General features: G+C 38.8%; 17 protein-coding genes. 7 read left to right on the forward strand and 10 right to left on the reverse strand.

From position 1 onward, the window contains the following. Window positions 1-161 precede the first annotated feature (161 nt). Window positions 162-2,432 (forward strand): TonB-dependent receptor, encoded by a 2,271-nt coding sequence (locus EGT34_RS03435; protein ID WP_000527028.1) that lies wholly within the window; start codon window positions 162-164, stop codon window positions 2,430-2,432. A gap of 61 nt (window positions 2,433-2,493) precedes the next feature. On the opposite strand, the gene EGT34_RS03440 is transcribed toward EGT34_RS03435, so the two are convergent. Continuing rightward, on the reverse strand, window positions 2,494-3,048 hold the full coding sequence (locus tag EGT34_RS03440) for a TetR/AcrR family transcriptional regulator (RefSeq protein WP_001133113.1): 555 nt from the start codon (window positions 3,046-3,048) through the stop codon (window positions 2,494-2,496). 939 nt (window positions 3,049-3,987) lie between these two features. Continuing rightward, window positions 3,988-4,326, reverse strand: coding sequence for a hypothetical protein (locus tag EGT34_RS03445; RefSeq protein ID WP_001243511.1), 339 nt, complete (start codon window positions 4,324-4,326; stop codon window positions 3,988-3,990). A gap of 603 nt (window positions 4,327-4,929) precedes the next feature. Here EGT34_RS03445 and EGT34_RS03455 point away from each other — a divergent pair. Next, a complete protein-coding gene (locus EGT34_RS03455) occupies window positions 4,930-5,415 on the forward strand; it encodes an Lrp/AsnC family transcriptional regulator (RefSeq protein ID WP_001089197.1) in 486 nt (161 codons plus the stop codon). 28 nt (window positions 5,416-5,443) lie between these two features. Here the strand turns inward: EGT34_RS03455 and EGT34_RS03460 are convergent, their stop codons facing one another. The 5 genes from EGT34_RS03460 to pepN form a co-directional block, all read right to left on the reverse strand. Continuing rightward, complete coding sequence (locus EGT34_RS03460; RefSeq protein ID WP_000932095.1) at window positions 5,444-6,001, reverse strand: chorismate mutase; 558 nt, start codon at window positions 5,999-6,001, stop codon at window positions 5,444-5,446. A 77-nt stretch (window positions 6,002-6,078) separates the two neighbouring features. Continuing rightward, window positions 6,079-6,762, reverse strand: a complete 684-nt coding sequence (locus EGT34_RS03465) for an SDR family NAD(P)-dependent oxidoreductase (protein WP_000920699.1) — start codon at window positions 6,760-6,762, stop codon at window positions 6,079-6,081. A 9-nt stretch (window positions 6,763-6,771) separates the two neighbouring features. Further along, the gene (locus EGT34_RS03470; RefSeq protein WP_000135429.1) at window positions 6,772-7,533 is read right to left on the reverse strand and encodes an SDR family NAD(P)-dependent oxidoreductase; all 762 of its coding nucleotides are present in this window, start codon (window positions 7,531-7,533) and stop codon (window positions 6,772-6,774) included. 7 nt (window positions 7,534-7,540) lie between these two features. Further along, complete coding sequence (locus EGT34_RS03475) at window positions 7,541-8,227, reverse strand: glutathione S-transferase family protein (protein WP_001279988.1); 687 nt, start codon at window positions 8,225-8,227, stop codon at window positions 7,541-7,543. A gap of 187 nt (window positions 8,228-8,414) precedes the next feature. Next, window positions 8,415-11,021: an aminopeptidase N gene (pepN, locus tag EGT34_RS03480; protein ID WP_001017217.1), complete on the reverse strand. Its 2,607-nt coding sequence runs from the start codon at window positions 11,019-11,021 to the stop codon at window positions 8,415-8,417. Between the two features lie 318 nt (window positions 11,022-11,339). Here pepN and EGT34_RS03485 point away from each other — a divergent pair, with 318 nt between their 5' ends. The 3 genes from EGT34_RS03485 to thiM all read left to right on the forward strand — a co-directional run bounded on the left by EGT34_RS03485 (window position 11,340) and on the right by thiM (window position 13,767). Beyond that, window positions 11,340-11,597: a hypothetical protein gene (locus EGT34_RS03485; RefSeq protein ID WP_000420541.1), complete on the forward strand. Its 258-nt coding sequence runs from the start codon at window positions 11,340-11,342 to the stop codon at window positions 11,595-11,597. Window positions 11,598-11,748: 151 nt separating this feature from the next. Continuing rightward, window positions 11,749-12,906: a hypothetical protein gene (locus EGT34_RS03490; RefSeq protein WP_001207856.1), complete on the forward strand. Its 1,158-nt coding sequence runs from the start codon at window positions 11,749-11,751 to the stop codon at window positions 12,904-12,906. 33 nt (window positions 12,907-12,939) lie between these two features. Then, complete coding sequence (gene thiM / locus EGT34_RS03495; protein ID WP_000204856.1) at window positions 12,940-13,767, forward strand: hydroxyethylthiazole kinase; 828 nt, start codon at window positions 12,940-12,942, stop codon at window positions 13,765-13,767. A 121-nt stretch (window positions 13,768-13,888) separates the two neighbouring features. Here the strand turns inward: thiM and EGT34_RS03500 are convergent, their stop codons facing one another. Then, window positions 13,889-14,248: a 5-carboxymethyl-2-hydroxymuconate Delta-isomerase gene (locus EGT34_RS03500; protein ID WP_001120984.1), complete on the reverse strand. Its 360-nt coding sequence runs from the start codon at window positions 14,246-14,248 to the stop codon at window positions 13,889-13,891. Between the two features lie 43 nt (window positions 14,249-14,291). Next, window positions 14,292-16,004, reverse strand: a complete 1,713-nt coding sequence (locus EGT34_RS03505; RefSeq protein WP_000808297.1) for an AAA family ATPase — start codon at window positions 16,002-16,004, stop codon at window positions 14,292-14,294. Window positions 16,005-16,234: 230 nt separating this feature from the next. Between EGT34_RS03505 and mdh the strand changes: the two genes are divergently transcribed. Further along, entirely contained in the window at window positions 16,235-17,407 is a 1,173-nt protein-coding gene (gene mdh, locus EGT34_RS03510; protein ID WP_000874704.1) for an iron-dependent methanol dehydrogenase, read from the forward strand. A gap of 194 nt (window positions 17,408-17,601) precedes the next feature. Then, window positions 17,602-18,570, forward strand: a complete 969-nt coding sequence (locus EGT34_RS03515) for an alpha/beta hydrolase (protein WP_001098148.1) — start codon at window positions 17,602-17,604, stop codon at window positions 18,568-18,570. On the opposite strand, the gene EGT34_RS03520 is transcribed toward EGT34_RS03515, so the two are convergent. Then, window positions 18,567-19,757, reverse strand: a complete 1,191-nt coding sequence (locus EGT34_RS03520) for a helix-turn-helix domain-containing protein (protein ID WP_000494374.1) — start codon at window positions 19,755-19,757, stop codon at window positions 18,567-18,569. The two genes, EGT34_RS03515 and EGT34_RS03520, sit on opposite strands and share 4 nt — an antisense overlap. Window positions 19,758-19,857 lie beyond the last annotated feature (100 nt).

Genomic DNA, 19,857 nt, shown 5'->3' on the forward strand with positions numbered 1-19,857 from the left:
ATTAAATTAATCAAAACTCTTAACTCTCTTAGAAGATCTTTTGTTATTTATGTTTATTTAAGAGCCACAAATACTTCTATTATATAGATTAATAATATTATTAATTAAAATCATTCTCATTTATAATTCGACGAATTTACAATCACTCTCAGGGCGAGAAAATGGGAAATAAGATAAAAAGTAATAAACTTTTTACTAGGAAGTCTGAAGCAAAAAATATCATTCCACTTCTATCACTTGGTGGAGCCATCTTTCTCTCAAACTCGGCCTTTGCAGCCTCGCCTTCTGAGACAACAGATGCTGAAAAAAAGCCTGAAGCACTCCCTACAATTACAATCACCGCTTCACGTGCAGATGAACTTTCTACATCTGCCAAACAAGTGACGAAGCTAGATGAAAAACAAATTGAACTTTTAAGAAATGGTTCATCTGGGAATATTGCAACTGTTTTAGCTAAAGCCGTACCGGGCCTTTCCGACTCAAGCCGAACCATTACCGATTATGGTCAAACTTTACGGGGCCGTAATGCTCTCATCTTGGTCGATGGTGTTCCAATGAACCTGACACGTGACACATCAAGAGGTCTTTCAGCTATCGACCCTGAAAGTATTGCTAACATTGAAGTCATTCGCGGTAGTAACGCAATTTATGGTGGTGGCGCTTCTGGCGGTATTATTTCAATTACCACGAAAGCGGCTGGTGGCGAACCTACAGCTAAAACAGTCGTTGGGCTACAAACACCTTTAACAAACTTCCGTTCTAATGCTTTAAGTGGCGATATTCATCAATATTTCACAGGCAGCTTTAACGCTTTTGACTATGCACTCGACTTTGGTTACCAACGTATTGGTAGTCCGTACGATGCAAGTGGTGACCGTGTTGCTCCAGAACCAAGTCAAGGAGATTTATATGATTCTGACGGCTATAGCATCGGCGGTAAGCTTGGTTACCATATTGATGACAACCAATATGTTCAGTTTGCTGCAAACTACTATAATGCCGAGCAAGATTCAGATTATGCATCTGACCCAAGTGTGAAGAATGCCCCTGCCGGAACCGTACCAGCCAAAGCCATTAAAGGCTTAAAGCTCAAAGACCAAAATAAAAACGAAAACCAGATCTACAATTTAACCTATAACCATAAAGACTTTTTTGGCAATAAGGTTGATGCTCAAATTTATTACCGCGACTTCTTTACCCGTTTTTCACCATTTGATGCACGTAAAAATCCGAATCGGGGTGGAAACGTAGACCAGATCTATCAAGAAAATAACATACTCGGTAGCCGTTTAACTGTTACCACACCGCTTGAGTTTTTAGGTGACACCTCACTGGTTTGGGGTGGTGACTTTAGCCGTGAAAAAAGCGAAATGCCTTTAGATACTTTCAATCCTGATATTTATGACCAATCTGGTGGCCTAGAGTTTGTAAAAACTGGTAAGCTCATTTATTTACCTGAACTTACCACACAAAGTGTTGGTGGCTTTGTACAGTTAAAACATCGCTTTAATGACCAATGGTCGGCTGAAGCAGGTACACGCTATGAAGATAGCTATGCCCAAATTGATAGTTTTATTCCATTATCACAATTTGATCCTAAAACACAATCATATAAGCCAAACCCTTATGTATATCAAGGTGGGAAAGTAAAAGCTGATGCATGGTTGTACAATGCTAATGTAACTTTCTCTCCAAATGACCAGCACTCGATTTATGCATCGTTTAACCAAGGTTTTCAATTACCCGATGTTGGTGTAATTATTCGTAATGCAGATAATACTGATAAGAAAAAAAATTATGAATTATCATCTTCATTTTTAGAACCTGTAAAAGTTGATAACTATGAGTTGGGCTGGAAAGGGAACTTCAATAACTTTTCATCAAGCTTAGCAGTCTTCCACTCTACTTCTGATCTAGGCGCTGTGCAGTCTTTCAGCAATGGTCTGGCACTTACTAGAACCAAAGAAAAAGTCACTGGTGTTGAAGCAACTTTTGACTATATGGACGATGCCAATGTTTGGGGAACTGGTGGTAGTGTTACGTGGATGAAAGGCCGCGAAAAACCGCAAGATGGTGCTGAACAAGACATGACAGGCTTCCGTATTCCGCCATTAAAACTGACAGGTTATATTTCTTATAGCCCAACAGAAACTTGGACAAACCGTTTACAAGCTACTTACTTCGGTTCAGAAGATTACCGCCTAAACGGCAAGAATAGTTTTGGTCGCTACGATGTAAAATCTTATACAACAGCAGATTTAATCAGTAGCTTTGCACTTAATGAAAAAGACACCATGACGATTGGTTTAGAGAATATGTTTAACCGCAAGTACTATCCTCTATATAGCCAATTATTAAGAACAAGCGATAATACCAGTCACTTAGTTGCAAATGGTGTAACGTTAAAAGTGACTTATAGCCATAAGTGGTAATTGAGATTTTAGTTAGTAGCTAACATTATAAAAGCCCCATTATCGGGGCTTTTATTTTAGTCTAGGACATCATTACTAAAAAATAATCTAATAATTTATCTCGTTCATCTATTCTATCTTTACTCAAAAGCTGGACCATTGCCCCATCAATCACAAACAAAAACATATAGGCGTCTTCGAGTGTAGCTGTGGCTTTAATGGTTAAAAGTAATTGATGTATTTGGTTCACCAACCAGTTTCTATAATCAACCACCACCTTGTAGGCAGTGGGATAAAATTTTTCAATTTCAAAAATGGCCTGTAAAGGTAAACGGTATAGCCCTTCGAGGTTGGCATGCAGAAAAAAGATTTTCTTGAGCTTATCAAATACCATAAGTTCACGGTATGAATAAATAATAGAAAATACTTCTTCTTTTAACCCGTCCTTTTGAAAGGTTAAGCACATTTCAATGAGTCTTTCTTTAGAGTGGAAATAGTTGTAAAAGGTGGCTTTGGTAATTTTGGACTCAGCAATAATTCGGTCGACACCAACCTTGTGAAATCCGTATTGTTTAAATAAATCTCTTGCTGTGTGAAGCACTCTAAGTGCTCTAAATGAAGCTTCTAAATTTGGCATAGTTATACCGCTTAAAATAATTTTTTGTTGTATATAAAAGAGATAGACATGCCGTCACTCTTAAATTGAGCGCTAAAAACAGACATGCAAAAGCCGCACAATAAAGATGTGCTCGCCTATCTCGGGTTTATTGTTGCTATGATTTTTGAGTCGTAACGATTTTTAAGGTGCAAAAACCTAAAGTCGATTCAACCGCTTTATAGACTGTTTAAGTGGTATAGACAGAAAGACTTTGGCAAAAACCAATAAATGAGAAGAATTAGTACGCATAGCGAACTCCTTTGGCTATAAAGAAGTTTCACCACATTACTGCTAAATAATGGTGGCGAAACGAAAGAGGGTTAGCAGACTGGAGCCAAAGAATCCAGCACACCCGAAGGTGTCCCCCTCCCGTTCCGCCGCAGAGGGGGCACGCAGGGATTCCCACAAAAAAGTGATTACTTTTTCGTGTTCTTTGGCTAATGGTCTGCTAAAACCAACTGGCAATGTAGGCCAGCAGGCAAAGGATAATCGGAGGGGTTTTAGGTGTCAATGTGATATTGGCTAGAAATAAAGCTTTAAAAACTCTATAAAATAACTTTACTTAAGATTTAGTCATCCATTCTAGAATCTTTTATTTTTGAAATTTAAAAATATAAGTAAACTTAAAATGTAATCCGCTATATTAATTAAGACTTTGAATGCCGACTGATGCTTATTTTTCCTCCATAATACATAACGAACGGCTAATCCAAAGAGGGAAATGTTATTTTTATGGTTACAATAAGGGATTCAAACAGAAAAATGATTGTTGTTAGATCTAAAACAAGGTGAAGTTTTATATTAGCTAATTTTTTAAGAATTATTCTCTAATTTAACTAGTAAATTTATAGACCGATAAAATGAATAATTAAATCCATCTTATCGGCTTGCTAGAAGAGGTTTTTAAAACCTTATTTTTTATTGTTTAATATATTTTGGAAATTCTTTTAAAACCTTATGACAAAAGTGGCCCTGTGTGTCCTCTTTCTTCCGCTCTTCAAATTCCTTCATCCCAAATTTCATAACCTCTCTACCATATTTTTCGCCGAGATCATGTTTAGTACATTTTGCGGCAGCCTCTTTTAACTCTTCTGAATAATAGTGATAGTTACAATCAAGTTGAGCTCGGCTTAAAAAACCATGAAGCTCTACTGCTTTCTCACATTGTGTTTGCTCTAGAAGATTTCTAGATTCTTGACTCGCATAAATTGATGTTCCTACTAATAAAGTGAAAATCGTTACTAAAAAATTACGCATTATTTCCCCGACAAAGTTATTAAAAGTATTAGTCATAATATTGCGGGCGTATTAAATAATAATTATCTCTAAGTGTCTATTAATAATAAAGAAAATAGGATAAACTTCTTCTCTTTCGAATATTTAATCACCTTATTAAAATTAGGTGATTAAGTTTTAACAAGTATATATTATTTATTTTACTTCCCTATTTAATTGTTAAATTAGTACATTGGTTAGGGATTAAAGTATGTGCTTTTATGAATTTCAATAATAATATTTAGCCATTTAGGATATTTAATAAGATTCTTGGAAAGATGAGCGCTATGATCAATAAGAATATATTTATTATTTAACCAATATTTGATGATTCTAATGTATGAATCAAAAATTCCTGATATTTGATTTTTGGGTAAGATCCGCAAAGAGCACTGTTTAGTCACCCTTACTGAAACAGTGCTCTTTGCTTCATCACAACTCCTATCCAGTAGAGTCCGATGCATAGAAATAGTGTATGGCTGTGTCACTCAAAATGTTTACTGAATTTTCAGTTTTTTTAAATGATATCAGCATAAAAATCACGTATATTTAAAATTAACAGAAGAATCTTCTTTGGTTTATATTTTGAACAGCACAGAATACACACTAGATCGCATAGATCGGAAAATATTATCTGCCCTACGTAGAAATGGCCGTTTAACGGTTGCACAGCTCGCCGAAGAAGTCGGGCTTTCATCTTCGCCTTGCTGGACTCGACTCAAACGTTTAGAAAGTCTAAAAATTATTGAAGGCTATACCGTAAACGTAAACCCCAAAGCGATTGGCATTCATGAGTTGTTTTTTATTGAAATTACCCTAGAACGCCACGATGATGAAATGTTAGAAAACTTTAGCGAGGCTTTGGCAGACATTCCGGAAGTGGTCGAAGCGCATTTAGTTACGGGCGACTATGATTATTTGGTGAAAGTAGCCGTAAAAGATGCCGAGCATTACGAGCGTTTTTTACGTAAAAAGCTCTACTCGATTAAAGGAATCCGCCACACGCGTTCAACCTTTGCTTTACGACCACTTAAATCTGCCAATACTGCCGATTTAATGTTGATTGAATAATTTGCTTATAGGAACGGCTTTGGGTGGTTCATTGTTTTAATTTCATTTTATTCAATGTTACACATAAAGCCCTCTTGTCAGCTTCTTTAAGTTGAGGATGCTGAACAGGCCACATATAGCTACAGCCATGAGGCGCTTTATTATTATTTTTCTTAAGTTCATAGGCGATATTTTTTAGCAGCTCCGTGTTTAAAGCGCTAATTTTTACGCGTACTTCGCTTAAGTCTTGAGGCTTCCAGTTGGTTTCCGGACTCGACAACCAGTCGGCGCGATAACGGTACTGGATTGCTTTAGCCACATCCATTTGCGCCACTATAAATGGCTTTACTGTTTCGCTGTTAAGCCCAAAAGAGTCGGCTTCAGAAAGCGATTGATCGAGTACTTTCTTTTCTTGTGTTAAATCTTCAATCGGTAAATGCTGCTCTGCCTTATAACCTGCGACATCTTTCATATAAGATAAGCGTTCGTTAATTAAACGCGCGGTTTGCTCATATTGATATGCTTGTGCCAGTGAAGAAAAGCACATCAAAGCTGCCACTGTAGTCGCTACTTTAACCGTTTGTTGAATATTCTTAATATTTAACATTTAAGTACCTTCAAAATTATTGTTCTGTTGTCATTCCAAAGCAGTACTCTATTTTAAGAACACTCGAAAGTAAAATCTCAAGACACGCTAAGCTCTTGACTCCATGCAGTGTTAGGTTGTTGATAGATGTGCTGACAGACTTGTTTAACAGATGAAATAAAGTGCTGGTTTTGCCCATCCCATTTTTCCACCATGCAATATGTCACATGTATTCCTTTGGGCTGAAACTCTCTTGCCAATGACTGTGATAACGCTCGAATACTCGCAAACATGCTTTGGCTTAACACATCGTAGTGAGCCGAGTTATTAGATGGCGCTCCAAGAAAAATAACAGTGCCTCGCTGCTGCTTTAGCATTGGTTTAATCACTGCTTGTGACACGCTCACCGCGCTTAAACCCGTTGTTTGCCAACTGTGCTCAATTTCTTCTAAAGATAAAGCTTCAATATTTGGCGCAGATGAAAAATTTGGCTGAAACATGCATAACTCAATGCTATGACTATGGCTGGCAATATATTTTAGTAAGCTTTTTATATGCTCAGTATTCACCAAGTTTAAACGGACACTCGTTATGCCATCATTTACACGGTTTACTTGTATATTCTGAACGCTAGAATCATGCACAGCTTGATAGACATGTAATGGAGATTGCTCATTTTTGTCTAAAATTACAAAGTTCTGGTCGAGTAGTTCTATATCATGACCTGCAATAACCACACAGCCCTGCTTTTTTTGAAACTTCTGAAATATTGTTTTTAGCATATGAGTCTCTCAAAATTTTTCTTGGTATGGACGTAAATCTAGCTCGTGTGTCCAAAGCTCAGGGCTTTGCTGGTAGAGCATCCAATAGTTGTCAGCTATTACATTAATATTGAGTCCACCCGTTCCCCGTGTGAGTCGAATGAAACGTCCTAGACCAAATAAAGCTTTATTAATTCTGTCGCCATCCACCATTCCATCAATAATGACATGAGCAATATGAATGCCTTGAGTTTTATAAATTTGAGCTAAGTTTAATGCATAAGTCCGCAAGGCAGATTTCCCCATAGTGAAAGCTGCAAAAAAAGGCTTTCCACGCAACGAAGCACTGGCTCCGGTAAAAATAAGCGTACCGTGGTTTTGTTCTTTAAATATTTTTAAACAGCTTTGAGAAACTAAATAGGCTGATAAAAAAGTGGATTGCCACATTTGAGTAAAAAACGATAACGGACTGCGTAAAAAAATTGAGGGAATATTTCCCCCAACATTATGAATAACTGCAGTAATGCGTTCATTCTGACTTATGATGGTGTCAAACAATGCCTGTACTTGATTGATATCTTCTGCATCTAAACGAAATGCCACAGCTTCACCTGCATTGGCATGAATTTCGGCAGCTACTGCCTCAATTTTTTGGAAAGTACGTCCAGCAACGTAAACTTTTAAGCCCTCTTTTGCAAAGCGATGACAGACAGCAGCACCAATGCCCTGTGATGCCCCAACGCCAATAACAACTGCACAATCTCGTATTTTATCTGGTGTTGCTGATGCCATAGTCGTCTCAACCTATTTGTTTTTTATACCATTCTGCCATAAATGGACGATCCAAGATTTCCTTACCAAACTTCTTACTTGTACGAATGACTTCACCAAGTTGAGCAACTACAGCTATGTCTGCAATCGTTTGATTCTCACCCACTAACCATTCACTTTGTGATAAAACCTGCTCAATACGATCGAGGTGTCGTATAAATTCTTCTTCAACATTTTCAGCTTTCATTCTGCCCAAGCCTTGAAAGAAAAGCTGTGTTTTGAGTTCAGCTAAAATAAAACCCTTCACCATAGGTTTTTCATATGCAGGACGGCCAATACTGCTAATACGAATTGCTTCTTCTAAAGCTTCCGAATCATTTACTCTTAAATATACTTCATAAAAATAGAGTGATTCATCTGCCCAGTCTTCCCAAAGTTCTACAAGTGCTTTTTGATTTGGGTCTTCGGGATAAAGTCGAGGTGTATCCGGAAAGGTTTCGTCTAGGTAGCGAGCGATACGGGTACTGTCTTGTATACGTTGCCCTTTATGGTCAATAACAGGTACTTTGCCCACTTTACTGAGCAAAGGTACTTTCGCTCCAAGAATGCCGTTGTAATTAATCGTTTCGTAAGGGATTCCCTTAAATTTCAAAGCCCTTGCAATTTTTTGGCAAAATGGAGAAATTTCCCATTGATGCAAAATAATATCCGACATTTATTCACCTTTATTTTTAATTGCCTGTTTTGCTATTCAGTTCCTTTTTGGAACTAATTATTAAATATACAGAATGTCTTTTTAAGTCAAACTGTTTTTGATGACGACCAAGTTTCAAAATATAAAAAAGCGCTACCCCTTTTAAAGAAATAGCGCTTTGAAAACATGAATAATTCAGAAAATCTAATTAAACGCTCAGCATACTATTTAAAGTTTCAGAAACGTTTTTAGATTTCACTTTAGGCTGCAACGCTTGTAAAGCCTGTTGCACTTGAGTGCGCTGAGGTTCGGCAAGCGTATACCAGCGAGATAACACCTGTAATAAACGTGAACCTAAAATCGGATTTTTCTCGTCCAGATATTCTGCAAGATTAATAAAGTGAGCTACACCAAAGCCCCACGTATTTTCAGGGTTATTTGACAAACCACCACTCACGGCGCGAATACGGTTTGGTGTGGTTAAGTCATAATCAGGATGCTGAGTTAGATATTCAATTGTCTCAACTGTAGCATTTGGATTTGCTGCCTGAATCATAAACCATTGGTCCAAAGACAATGCTTCGTCTTTAAAGCGGTTATAGAAATCAGCTAGGGCTTCTTGTGCTTGAGGCGCACTTTGCCACACTAGTACACGCAGCGCACCTAAACGTTCAGACATATTCCCCGTACTTTGATATTGCTCATAAGCTAATTCAAATGCACTTTGATCACCCTGACGCGCCATCATCATGAGCATAATGTTCTTTAATGCACGTACACCCATCGCTAAAGAGAATTCTTTTTGCAAGTCAGGGTCCAGTGTAAGGTACGTATCTTTCCAGAACGAACCCAACTCTTGTGCCAAACGATTGAGTAAGGCTTCACGTTTTACATGAATATCGGCTGGTGCATAGTTTTGATCAATACGGCTACCCAAATAACCTTCAGTTGGTACATCAAACAAACGCGATGCTAAAAGTGGATCACGACCAACCAATTCAGGCAATGTGCTTTGAATAGCTTGAATATAGGTATCCGCAGAGTGATCTTCTAACAAAATACGTTCAAGCAAGGTTTGTGTTGCTTGCCATTGATTAAAACCATTTGTTTCATGTTGAATTAAGAATGCTAATTCTTCATCACTGTAATCAAATACCAGATTTACAGGTGCAGAGAAATTACGTAGTAGTGAAACAACAGGTTGCTCAGTTACCCCTGTAAACTCAATAGCTGCCTCGTCTTGGTCAAACAAATACACACCATCTTTAACACCATTTACAAATAGGCTTTCGCTTTGGAGCGTATATTGTTCACCTGTTTTCGCATTAAATAATGCCAACGCTACAGGAATTGGGACAGCTTTTAAATTTGGATATTTCGGATGCGCTTTTAGGCTTTGTTTAAAGCTTAAACGATAAGTTTGCGCTGCTGCATCATATTCACCTTTCGCTTCAAGCTTTGGTGTGCCTGGTTGGTTATACCAAGTTAAGAATGCAGATAAATCAACACCTGAACCTGCAGAGAGTGCAGCAACCCAGTCTTCAACAGTTACGGCTTGTCCATCATGACGGCGGAAATATTCATCCGTTCCCAGACGGAATTTTTCTTTACCCAGTAATGTCGACATCATGCGGTTAATTTCCGCACCTTTTTCATAAACAGTCGCTGTATAGAAGTTATTAATTTCTACAAAGTGGTCTGGGCGTGGTGGGTGCGACAATGGACCTGCATCTTCTGGGAATTGATGTGATTTAAGAACAGCGACATCGTCAATACGTTGAACCGCAGCAGATTGTAAATCTTCCGAGAAAGATTGATCACGGAATACCGTTAAGCCTTCTTTTAAGCACAACTGGAACCAGTCACGACAAGTAATACGGTTCCCTGTCCAGTTATGGAAATATTCATGGGCAATCACAGACTGTACACGCATAATTGCTGCGTCAGTTGTGTATTCTTCATCGGCAAGTACGCATGAGGTGTTAAAGATATTTAAACCTTTATTTTCCATGGCACCCATGTTGAACTGGCTCACCGCAACAATCATATAGTTGTCGAGATCATAGGCACGGCCATAGTGCTCTTCATCCCAGCGCATAGAATGTTTTAAAGCTTCCATTGCGATATGGCATTTTGGAATGTCTTTCTCAATGGCATAGATTTCTAAAGCGACATCACGTCCTTCCGAAGTCGTATAGCGGTCTTTCAATACAGCTAAATCACCAATCACACAAGCAAACAAATAGCTTGGCTTTTTAGTCGGGTCTTGCCAGATCGCAAAGTGACGGTTTTCACCAACTTCACCTGTTTCAAGCAAGTTACCATTCGCAAGTAAAACCGGATATTTTTTGTCTGCTTCTACACGTGTAGTAAAAACTGAAAGTACGTCTGGACGGTCTGGATAGAACGTAATTTTACGGAAACCTTCAGGCTCATTTTGCGTTACAAATAAGTCGCCAGCTTTATATAAACCTTCAAGCTGAGTGTTGGTTTCCGGGTGAATAATCACTTGAGTTTGTAAAATGACTTCATCTGGTGCATCAGTGATCACCAGTTGTTCACTATCGAGTGAATATTGTGCAGGAGTAAGATCTTGGCCATTGAGCTGAATAGATTGCAACTCAAGATCACGGCCCAGTAGCACTAAGTCTCCAGCAGTTTGACGCTTCATGACCAATGTTGAATCAACAATTGTTTTATCGTCATAGACTTGAATATCAAGATTAATTGATTCAACCAAGAACGCAGGTTTTTGATAATCTTTTAAATAAACTGTTTGATCTGCCTGAACTGGAGGCTGCGCCGCAATATTCATCTTTATTCCTTATATACTTTTGGAAACCGTAGTACGAATTTTATGAACTTGATCATACACATTCATACATACTGTGTTTGTTTACCTTTATAAAATTAATGGGACTTCATTTATACATTTCAAATTAGAATCGTCTTTTATTAGCACAGATTAGACCAAAATTACGATAATCGCTGCTTATATAATCAATCTATACAATAAAAATAAAACTCCTTTCGCTTTTAACATTTTTGAGGAGCTGCTTACATTTTGGGCATGGTTCTTGCCTTATCCAATATACCAGTATAAGTATTTCAATCAGAACAAGAGGAACTCACTATGGAATTAAAAGCTTATTTACATCGACTAGAAAACATTAAAGCGATTCATGATCTAGATGCAGCAGGACTCGACCACCATGTAATTGCCGTGTTCTTGTCTGCCGAAGGTATTTCAATGACTGCTCAGGAGGTAACCACTATCGTTAATACGTATGACGCCTTAGGTAAAGTGAAATTACCAAGTAAAAAAGTGCAGGCACTGATCAATGCCAAAAAACTTGGACAAAATGATGAGACCTTGCCGTGCCCTGTTTAATCTTAACTTTTAACCTCTTATGAAAACCTAAAGTCAGAACAAAGACTTTAGGTTTTCTATTTTTGCATCAAACAAAAAGACAATCTCATCTATCGGCAATGCGGCTGTGTATAATAGGTCAGTCATGATTAATTTAAACGTTCGGAGCGAAATGGCCTTACAAATTCTACAAAAACAGCTAGATGAAAGTAGCCATTGCCCTCTCTGCCAAGCGTCGATGTACTGGGTAGATGCCGAACAATTTGAGCAAGACGTTCAATTTCATGAATGTAGCCATTGCCAACACCGTGTATTTAAAGACACAAAAATGACGTGTCATTGCGACCAATGCACTAAACAAAGAAAAAAGCTTTTACAGCAGACCAGATTACAAGAACAACGCCAGTTTAAGTCAAAAGATCAACCTCAGCGCAGTCTGGAGCAACTTAGTTTTTTAAATAAACTTTTTCTGCTTAGTCTGCTCGATGACTATGCACGAGACGATGTTGCACATGACGAATATATTCACTGGGACCAGATAAAATATCAGCCTATTACCCCCAACTGGATGTTCCAGAACCATCTCATTAAACAGCTTCATAAAGATGGGATTTTAAATACACAAGATCAAACCGATGAACCACAGTGCTTTTATTTAAATATTCGTCTAGATGGCTATAGCGACCCAAGTTTATTTAGTGTAGCTCAGCAACTACGCCACTGGTTCTATGAAAACCTAAGTCTTGGTATTCCATTTCGTAGTGCCGATGAAGTGAAAGACGTGCTGTTTCAGGTGCTCTATCAAGAAATTATTCAGTTCACTCAGTTCTATTGCCGAACTTGGGGTATCCAAATTGCAGGAAGCTCTAATTTTCAAGCCTTTTGCTACCGTTTAATGGACTCATTGGCGATTGGTCAAATTTATTATCTTATTCAGACTGCACTTGAATATCTTTATAAACAAAAGGCACTACAGCCACGAAATGAAAAGTTTATTAATACTAATCTATTAAAGAAAACTTTAGAGCAATATCGGGAACGAGCTTTGGCTGAAAAGTGGGAAACTTCGATGTTGCCACGCCCTTACAATATTCCTTACAGTAAAATGAGCCATATATTATTTAACCGCTTTTTAGGTTATGACGAACAGATATTTGTACAACCTGTATGGAAAGCATGGCGAAAAATCGAACCTCGTTTAAACTTTTACTCGGTTAAACGTTGTATGTACTGTGGTTCAAATGATCTAAGCGTGGACTATGATGCAGCAGATTATGTGTCGTTGATTTGCCAAAATTGCAAACATCAAGATCACTATTTTACCCGTTAACTTTCTTATCTCTGGCTTAATAAGGATTATCAGATGACTTCGACATCCAACCTCATTGAACAGGTGATTGAAGCTTGGCAAAACATGCAGGCAAAAACGCCGCTGGTACAATGTATTACCAACAGCGTTGCTGCCAACTACACCGCCAATGTATTACTTGCTTCCGGTGCTTCACCTGCCATGATTGATAATCCTTATGAAGCAGAAAGCTTTACCAAAATTTCAGCGGCTTTAAGCATTAATTTAGGCACACCGACTTCAGAGCAAATGCAAGCCATGCAAATCTCTGCCAAGACCGCACAGCTTAACAATGTTCCTTGGGTACTCGATCCGGTAGGCTATGGACCAATATTAGCTTGGCGTAGTCAAATGACAGACGAGCTTTTACAGTTCAAGCCAAGCGTTATACGTGGTAATGCCTCAGAAATCAGTACGCTTGCAGGCAATCAGGTTCAATCAAAAGGTGTAGACAGCACTTTAAGCAGTGACCAAGCTTATCAGCAAGCTTTGTCGCTCTTAACACATGCAAGCTGTATCGCTATTTCAGGTGAATCAGATTATATTTTGTCTAACGAAGTTGATGCTGTAATTCAAGTAAATGGTGGAAGTCCTTTACAACCTAAAATTACTGCAACTGGCTGCGCTTTGGGTGCATTAATTGCAGCATATAGCGCTGTGACAACACCAACCATTTCAGCCCTTTCAGCTCATATTCATTTTGCAATTGCAGGTAAACTTGCTGCAAATCAAGCTCAAACGATGGGTAGTTTTAGTAGCATATTTATGGATTATATCCATATGTTAGATGCTAATCTGATTGAGCAATACGCAGATATCAAACTTTTAAATAAACAGGCATAACCTAAACTATGCCTGAATTACACTAGACTCACTTTAAAAGTAAGTAGATGTCGGTAATAAGATCAGACTACTTTTACATAGTGCTCATTGCTATTCTTGATCGAAATTGCGTTTTTTAGAGTTATACAACTTGCTTAAAATAATCGTCTCTTGGCATGTCGATAAGCTCAACACACAATTGAATTTCTTTATTAAACTCTTGTGGTAGATATTTTTTGTTGCTGAGCGCCGCTAATAATTGCTCACCCACAAGCTGTTTTTGTTCAGCAGTTCTTCCCGACAAAATATAGGCTTTTACATGGATATAGGCTTGATCAACCCCTAAGCCAATCAGAAAAACCTCATCTCTACGTGCACGACTTTTAATGTCTTCTGGACTAAATAGCTCTGTTTCAATGAGCGTGGTATTAATTTCTTCAAGTAATTGTTTTGCATTTAGTCCAGTTAAGTTATCTGAATAATCAACTACAACGTGCGGCATAGCCACCTCAATTTATATAATAAGTCATTAAGCCAATTAAACTTTATTCAATAAATAATAAAGCTAATCGAACCTGATCATATCCCATTCGAGGGCTGGTTGCTTCAACAATTGGTCTTAGTTTGATCGAACCATCATCAGAAAAATGATCCGGATTTTGGCGTTTTTTCAACTTCTTATAAATTTTACGCACTTCTTCGACCACTTCTTCACCAGGATGGGCAACCGAAATATCTAGCTTTTGTTCTTTATGCAGTCGAGCCAAGTGATTAATAATGGTTGCAGGTGTTAGACCACGTTCATGTGCAATATCTTCAATTTCGTAGCCTTCTTCAAACAATGCACGAGTTTCGTCCAAAGTCGCTGAGGCGTAATTTTGCTTTTCGCCTCTCGCTAGTTTTTTCTCATTTCTTGAAATTTCAGTTTCATTTAAGGTTCCACCACAATGACGAATAAAGGCTTTATGTTGAGCCGTTAAATCGACATTAGCAAAATTATCTTCGGCTTCTTTAGAAAGTTCTTGAAAACGGCGATCAGCTTTTACCGCCAGACTATCTAACTCCAAAGCTTGTTCATTAAAACCTAATAATTTTAACCCTGTTAAAGACTTCAAACGTGAGAGCGCAACATAACCTTGCCCTTTTTCAAAGGTATGCATCAGGTTAATTTCAGCAGCTTCCAAAGTCATACCTTGGCTTTTATGAATGGTAATCGCCCACGCCAAACGAAGTGGAATTTGCTGGAAACTTGCAATGACTTTTCCTGCTTCATTTTCAATTGACCATGTTTCAGGTGCTACCAGCAAAGTTGTACCGTCAGTTAATTTTACTTTTGGCAATAACCCATTTTCGTCATCTTCTTCAAAACCGATCACCTCACCTAAACTTCCGTTGATATAACCCATATCAAAGTTGTTTTTTACAAACATCACTTTGGCATGTTTTTTAAGTGTGAGTTCTTCCGGAGCACGAACTGAAGACTTTAAAGTTTCTAATAATTTTTCATTACCGTCTAAAACGGCATTAAATTGATGCCCTTCATTATCAATTTCGTTTAAGTGCTGATAATTGATATTGTCGACATCCATGTTATGCGTATAAAGACGAGTAAAGGTTTCGCCAATGTCATGAGTACGGGATTGATGCAAAGCTTGCAAATGCTCGGTTTGAATACTTTGCGCACGAATCGCATTTAATATCTGATTCAGAATTTCATCATCTTGGCGGTGTTGTTCTGTTAAATAACATACCCGAAATTTGGCTTCGACCCATGCATCAGACATAAAACAGAACTTGTCACGGTTGGCTTCACCATTACGGCCTACAGGTGGCAACTGGAAGAAATCTCCAGCCACAATCACTTGAATGCCACCGAATGCTTCATCACTTTCTTTAAAATATTTTAAAACCTGATTGACCAGATTAAGCTGCTTCGCATGGAGCATTGAGATTTCATCAATCACAAGAACTTGCGCGTTTTCAAGGTGTTCCTTGAGATATTTACGCTCTTTCATCCGTTTCAAGTCATCGTCAGTTAGATGATCTTTGATGCCAATACCAGCCCATGTATGAATGGTCATGCCATTCATATGCGTTGCAGCAATACCGGTAGACGCTGTAATCGCTACAGGTACTTTACGCGCTTTTAAATAATGGATGTACTGATTGAGTGTATAGGTTTTCCCTGCACCAGCCGAACCGGTTAAAAAGACATTTTCACCTGCTTTTAGCAGTTTAAGTGCAGTTTCCTGTTTCATAATCTCATATGTACATCTTCAACAGCCCATAGCTTAACGATTTTCCCGAAAAATTTAAATGAATGAGCCAAACTTTCTATAAAAACAATATAAATCAATAACTAATATCAAGTTGGTATTTGGTAGGTTTTTGGTAGGTAGGAAAATAATCTACACATCACAATACTAAGGCCATGGTGAGGCTCACCTGTAATAACAAACAATGGATTTATGGAAAAAGGAATCACTCCATGGCTTTTAAAAATATTGCAGATCAAACAAACGGTTTTTATATTCCTTGCGTATCACTCTTTGGACCAGGATGTGCCAAAGAAATTGGAACAAAGGCGCAGAACCTCGGCGCAAAAAAAGCATTAATTGTGACCGATGAAGGGCTATTTAAATTTGGCGTTGCAGATCTTATCGCAAGCTATTTAACCGAAGCAGGCGTAGCGAGCCATATTTTCCCGGGCGCGGAACCTAACCCAACCGATATTAATGTCCACAACGGTGTGAATGCCTATAACGAAAATGGCTGTGACTTTATTGTGTCGTTAGGCGGTGGCTCATCTCATGACTGTGCAAAAGGGATTGGCTTAGTGACTGCGGGTGGTGGTCATATTCGTGACTACGAAGGCATCGATAAAAGTAAAGTCCCAATGACGCCATTAATTGCAGTCAATACAACGGCTGGTACGGCATCTGAAATGACTCGTTTCTGTATTATTACCAATACAGATACTCATGTAAAAATGGCTATTGTGGACTGGCGTTGTACCCCACTTATTGCGATCGATGACCCGAAACTCATGATTGCAAAACCGGCTGGTTTAACCGCTGCAACAGGTATGGATGCATTAACCCATGCAGTTGAAGCATATGTATCTACGGCGGCAAACCCAATTACCGATGCTTGTGCTGAAAAAGCAATCACCATGATTAGCCAATGGTTACAACCCGCTGTCGCAAATGGTGAAAACATCGAAGCTCGTGATGCGATGAGCTATGCGCAGTACTTGGCTGGTATGGCATTTAACAATGCATCTTTAGGTTATGTTCATGCAATGGCACACCAGTTGGGCGGGTTCTACAACCTACCTCATGGTGTATGTAACGCAATCTTGCTACCACATGTTTGTGAATTTAACTTAATTGCTTGTCCAGATCGTTATGCAAAAATCGCAGAATTAATGGGTGTAAATACCCACGGTCTCACCGTAACAGAAGCTGCATATGCTGCAATTGATGCCATTCGCAAACTGTCTTCTTCCATTGGTATCCCATCTGGCTTAACAGAACTTGGCGTAAAAACTGAGGACCTCGCAGTGATGGCCGAAAATGCTCAAAAAGATGCATGTATGCTCACCAACCCTCGTAAAGCAAACCATGCACAAGTTGTGGAGATTTTCAAAGCAGCACTTTAATACTGATGTAACGCTATGTTCCTGTAGTAAGTCAAATCCCTCCGACCGTTGACTTACTTTTTGGGGAATACTTAGCTCCAGCGGTATTCCCTTTTTTTAAAACCTATACTCCAACCTTCTCTAAACCTGATTGACAATTTGCCCATTTCATTGAAGGATACTCAACATGACTTAATGACAATAGCTCGATAAAAATGAATACATCTACAGCTAAACACAATTATGCCCCAGATATTTTAGGTGCCGGCTATGAGCAGCTAACGCTCAACTTTCCAGATGATTATGAAGGTAAAGTTGTAGCCACCTTAGTTCGTAAAAAAGCCACTCAACCAACTCAAAAAGCGGTACTTTATATTCATGGTTTTTTAGATTATTTCTTTCAAACCGAAATGGCCGAGCAATTTAATGCCCATAGTTATGACTTCTATGCACTCGATTTAAGAAAATATGGCCGCTCAAAACTGCCTCATCAAATTTTCTATAATGTGCTCGATTTAAATGAATATGATGCCGAAATTACTCAAGCATTAGAGATTATTGGCCAAGAAAAACATACACAAGTTTTACTTGCAGGTCACTCAACAGGCGGCTTAACGGCAACGCTTTATGCTGCGCATCATCCTGATCATCCCCTCATTAAAGCACTCTGGGCGAATAGTCCGTTTTACGATTTTAATTTAAGCTTAGTCGAAAAGAAGTTTGGTATTCCCATGCTCAGTCGAGTAGGAAAATATCTGCCAAAAGTTAAATTTCCAAGCCAACTGAACAAATGGTACACCACCAGTCTTCATAAGCAGCTTAAAGGTGAATGGGATTTCAACCTCGATTGGAAACCAACCTCTGCCCCTACAGTTCAACTCAGCTTTGTACATGCAATTCATACTGCGCAAAAAGAAATTCACCGCGGGGTTAAATTGAATATTCCAGCCCTGATTATGCATTCGCACCAAACTAAAAACCCACGCAAATGGGGACCCGATGCAACTCAAAGCGATGTCATTTTAGACGTTAAAGACATTGCTAAATTTGGGAAAAAAATGAAAGGCGATGTCTCGGTTGTCTCTATTCACAATGGTTTACACGATTTAGTCCTTTCGGCCCAGCCAGTACGGGAACAAGTCTATCAGCAACTATTCCAGTGGCTGGATCAAAAAGTCACCTAACTTAGCTTAGGTGAGTCAATATATTTCACTAGCAATTGATGCGCAGGATGTTCACTCGGTAATAACTCCATAAGACGTTCGACCGCATCGATTGCTTCGGGAAAATGAGCTAAATGCTTAAGTAATAAATCTGTTTCTTGTGTTTTAAAAATCGCGTCACTTAAGCGCGACTCAAGGCAGTCACGCCATGCACACAGAAACGGACTTTCGGTTTTTGCCAGAAATACGCCCGTATAAAGCTGCAATGCAGAGGCGACATATCCAGCATCAAGCGCTTGTTCAGCTTGTAAAAAATCGGCCTCAACATGCACAAGTAACCGATATGGACGTGAACCAAGCAAACCTCCCAATATATCTCGCAATTGAGACATTTCAGCTTTAAGCGTACCCATGCTTACTTTACGCTCACCGTAAAGTGCCTGATAGAGATGCTCTAAGGTTAAACCATGTGGACATAGTGCCAATATCGTTAAAATTTCAATTTGACGCGGCGTCAATAATAAACTTTTGCCGTTAAATTTAACTTGCGGCGTCGAAAATGCCCGGATATGTAAGTGCTGGCGCTGTTGTTCTAACAAGGCAGATTGAATAATGGAGGCACAACGCTCAGCGGCCAAAATACCCAAGGTATTATGGTTTTTCCATGTGGTTGATAAATCTACCACGCCCAAGGTTTGCTTTGAGTATGGATCGATAATGGGTGCTGCATAACAAACCCAATCGTGAATCGACTCCATATAATGTTCATTGGAAAAAACACAACTTGATTGTTGAGTTTTTAAAGATAACGCTAATGCATTCGTACCTACAAATTCTTCACGCCATTGACCACCTTGTACAAAATGTACACGTTCAGCAGCACTCTGCATTTGAGCACTTGAGGCTGTCCAGATAATGGTACTACCGATGTCACCCACAGCAATGACCATAGAAGATTGCTCTGCAATATGACGTAAGTCATCAGCACACTGGCTTAGTGCCAGATCTAAAGCATTTTGTGAAGCAGATTTTCTTTCGAGTAGAGGTGCTGCAAATCGTTCTTTAGGAATCGCAGCAGAAGCTGATCGTTCCCACGAGCTTGCAATACTTTGGCCGAGTTTGGCAGCGTTCTGAGGAGAGAGACTATTTTGCGTGCGCAGTTGATCAATCAACATCCGTTGCTGCAATAAATCCTTTTTTGTGAACATTTGTAAATTCCTTATATATTCACATTTCTATTCCAACCTTTCTCCAACCTTCTTCTTTATATCCTAATTATACAAAGTACGAAAGTACTTACTGACAGGG

Source organism: Acinetobacter sp. FDAARGOS_558 (assembly GCF_003937785.1).
GTDB lineage: Bacteria > Pseudomonadota > Gammaproteobacteria > Pseudomonadales > Moraxellaceae > Acinetobacter > Acinetobacter baumannii.

Excerpts from the sequence above, each read along its gene's own strand:
- EGT34_RS03435 (WP_000527028.1), top strand. The coding sequence starts at position 162 with ATGGGAAATAAGATAAAAAGTAATAAACTTTTTACTAGGAAGTCTGAA.
- EGT34_RS03440 (WP_001133113.1), bottom strand. The coding sequence starts at position 3,048 with ATGCCAAATTTAGAAGCTTCATTTAGAGCACTTAGAGTGCTTCACACA.
- EGT34_RS03445 (WP_001243511.1), bottom strand. The coding sequence starts at position 4,326 with ATGCGTAATTTTTTAGTAACGATTTTCACTTTATTAGTAGGAACATCA.
- EGT34_RS03460 (WP_000932095.1), bottom strand. The coding sequence starts at position 6,001 with ATGTTAAATATTAAGAATATTCAACAAACGGTTAAAGTAGCGACTACA.
- EGT34_RS03465 (WP_000920699.1), bottom strand. The coding sequence starts at position 6,762 with ATGCTAAAAACAATATTTCAGAAGTTTCAAAAAAAGCAGGGCTGTGTG.
- EGT34_RS03470 (WP_000135429.1), bottom strand. The coding sequence starts at position 7,533 with ATGGCATCAGCAACACCAGATAAAATACGAGATTGTGCAGTTGTTATT.
- EGT34_RS03475 (WP_001279988.1), bottom strand. The coding sequence starts at position 8,227 with ATGTCGGATATTATTTTGCATCAATGGGAAATTTCTCCATTTTGCCAA.
- pepN (WP_001017217.1), bottom strand. The coding sequence starts at position 11,021 with ATGAATATTGCGGCGCAGCCTCCAGTTCAGGCAGATCAAACAGTTTAT.
- EGT34_RS03485 (WP_000420541.1), top strand. The coding sequence starts at position 11,340 with ATGGAATTAAAAGCTTATTTACATCGACTAGAAAACATTAAAGCGATT.
- EGT34_RS03490 (WP_001207856.1), top strand. The coding sequence starts at position 11,749 with ATGGCCTTACAAATTCTACAAAAACAGCTAGATGAAAGTAGCCATTGC.
- thiM (WP_000204856.1), top strand. The coding sequence starts at position 12,940 with ATGACTTCGACATCCAACCTCATTGAACAGGTGATTGAAGCTTGGCAA.
- EGT34_RS03500 (WP_001120984.1), bottom strand. The coding sequence starts at position 14,248 with ATGCCGCACGTTGTAGTTGATTATTCAGATAACTTAACTGGACTAAAT.
- EGT34_RS03505 (WP_000808297.1), bottom strand. The coding sequence starts at position 16,004 with ATGAAACAGGAAACTGCACTTAAACTGCTAAAAGCAGGTGAAAATGTC.
- mdh (WP_000874704.1), top strand. The coding sequence starts at position 16,235 with ATGGCTTTTAAAAATATTGCAGATCAAACAAACGGTTTTTATATTCCT.
- EGT34_RS03515 (WP_001098148.1), top strand. The coding sequence starts at position 17,602 with ATGAATACATCTACAGCTAAACACAATTATGCCCCAGATATTTTAGGT.
- EGT34_RS03520 (WP_000494374.1), bottom strand. The coding sequence starts at position 19,757 with ATGTTCACAAAAAAGGATTTATTGCAGCAACGGATGTTGATTGATCAA.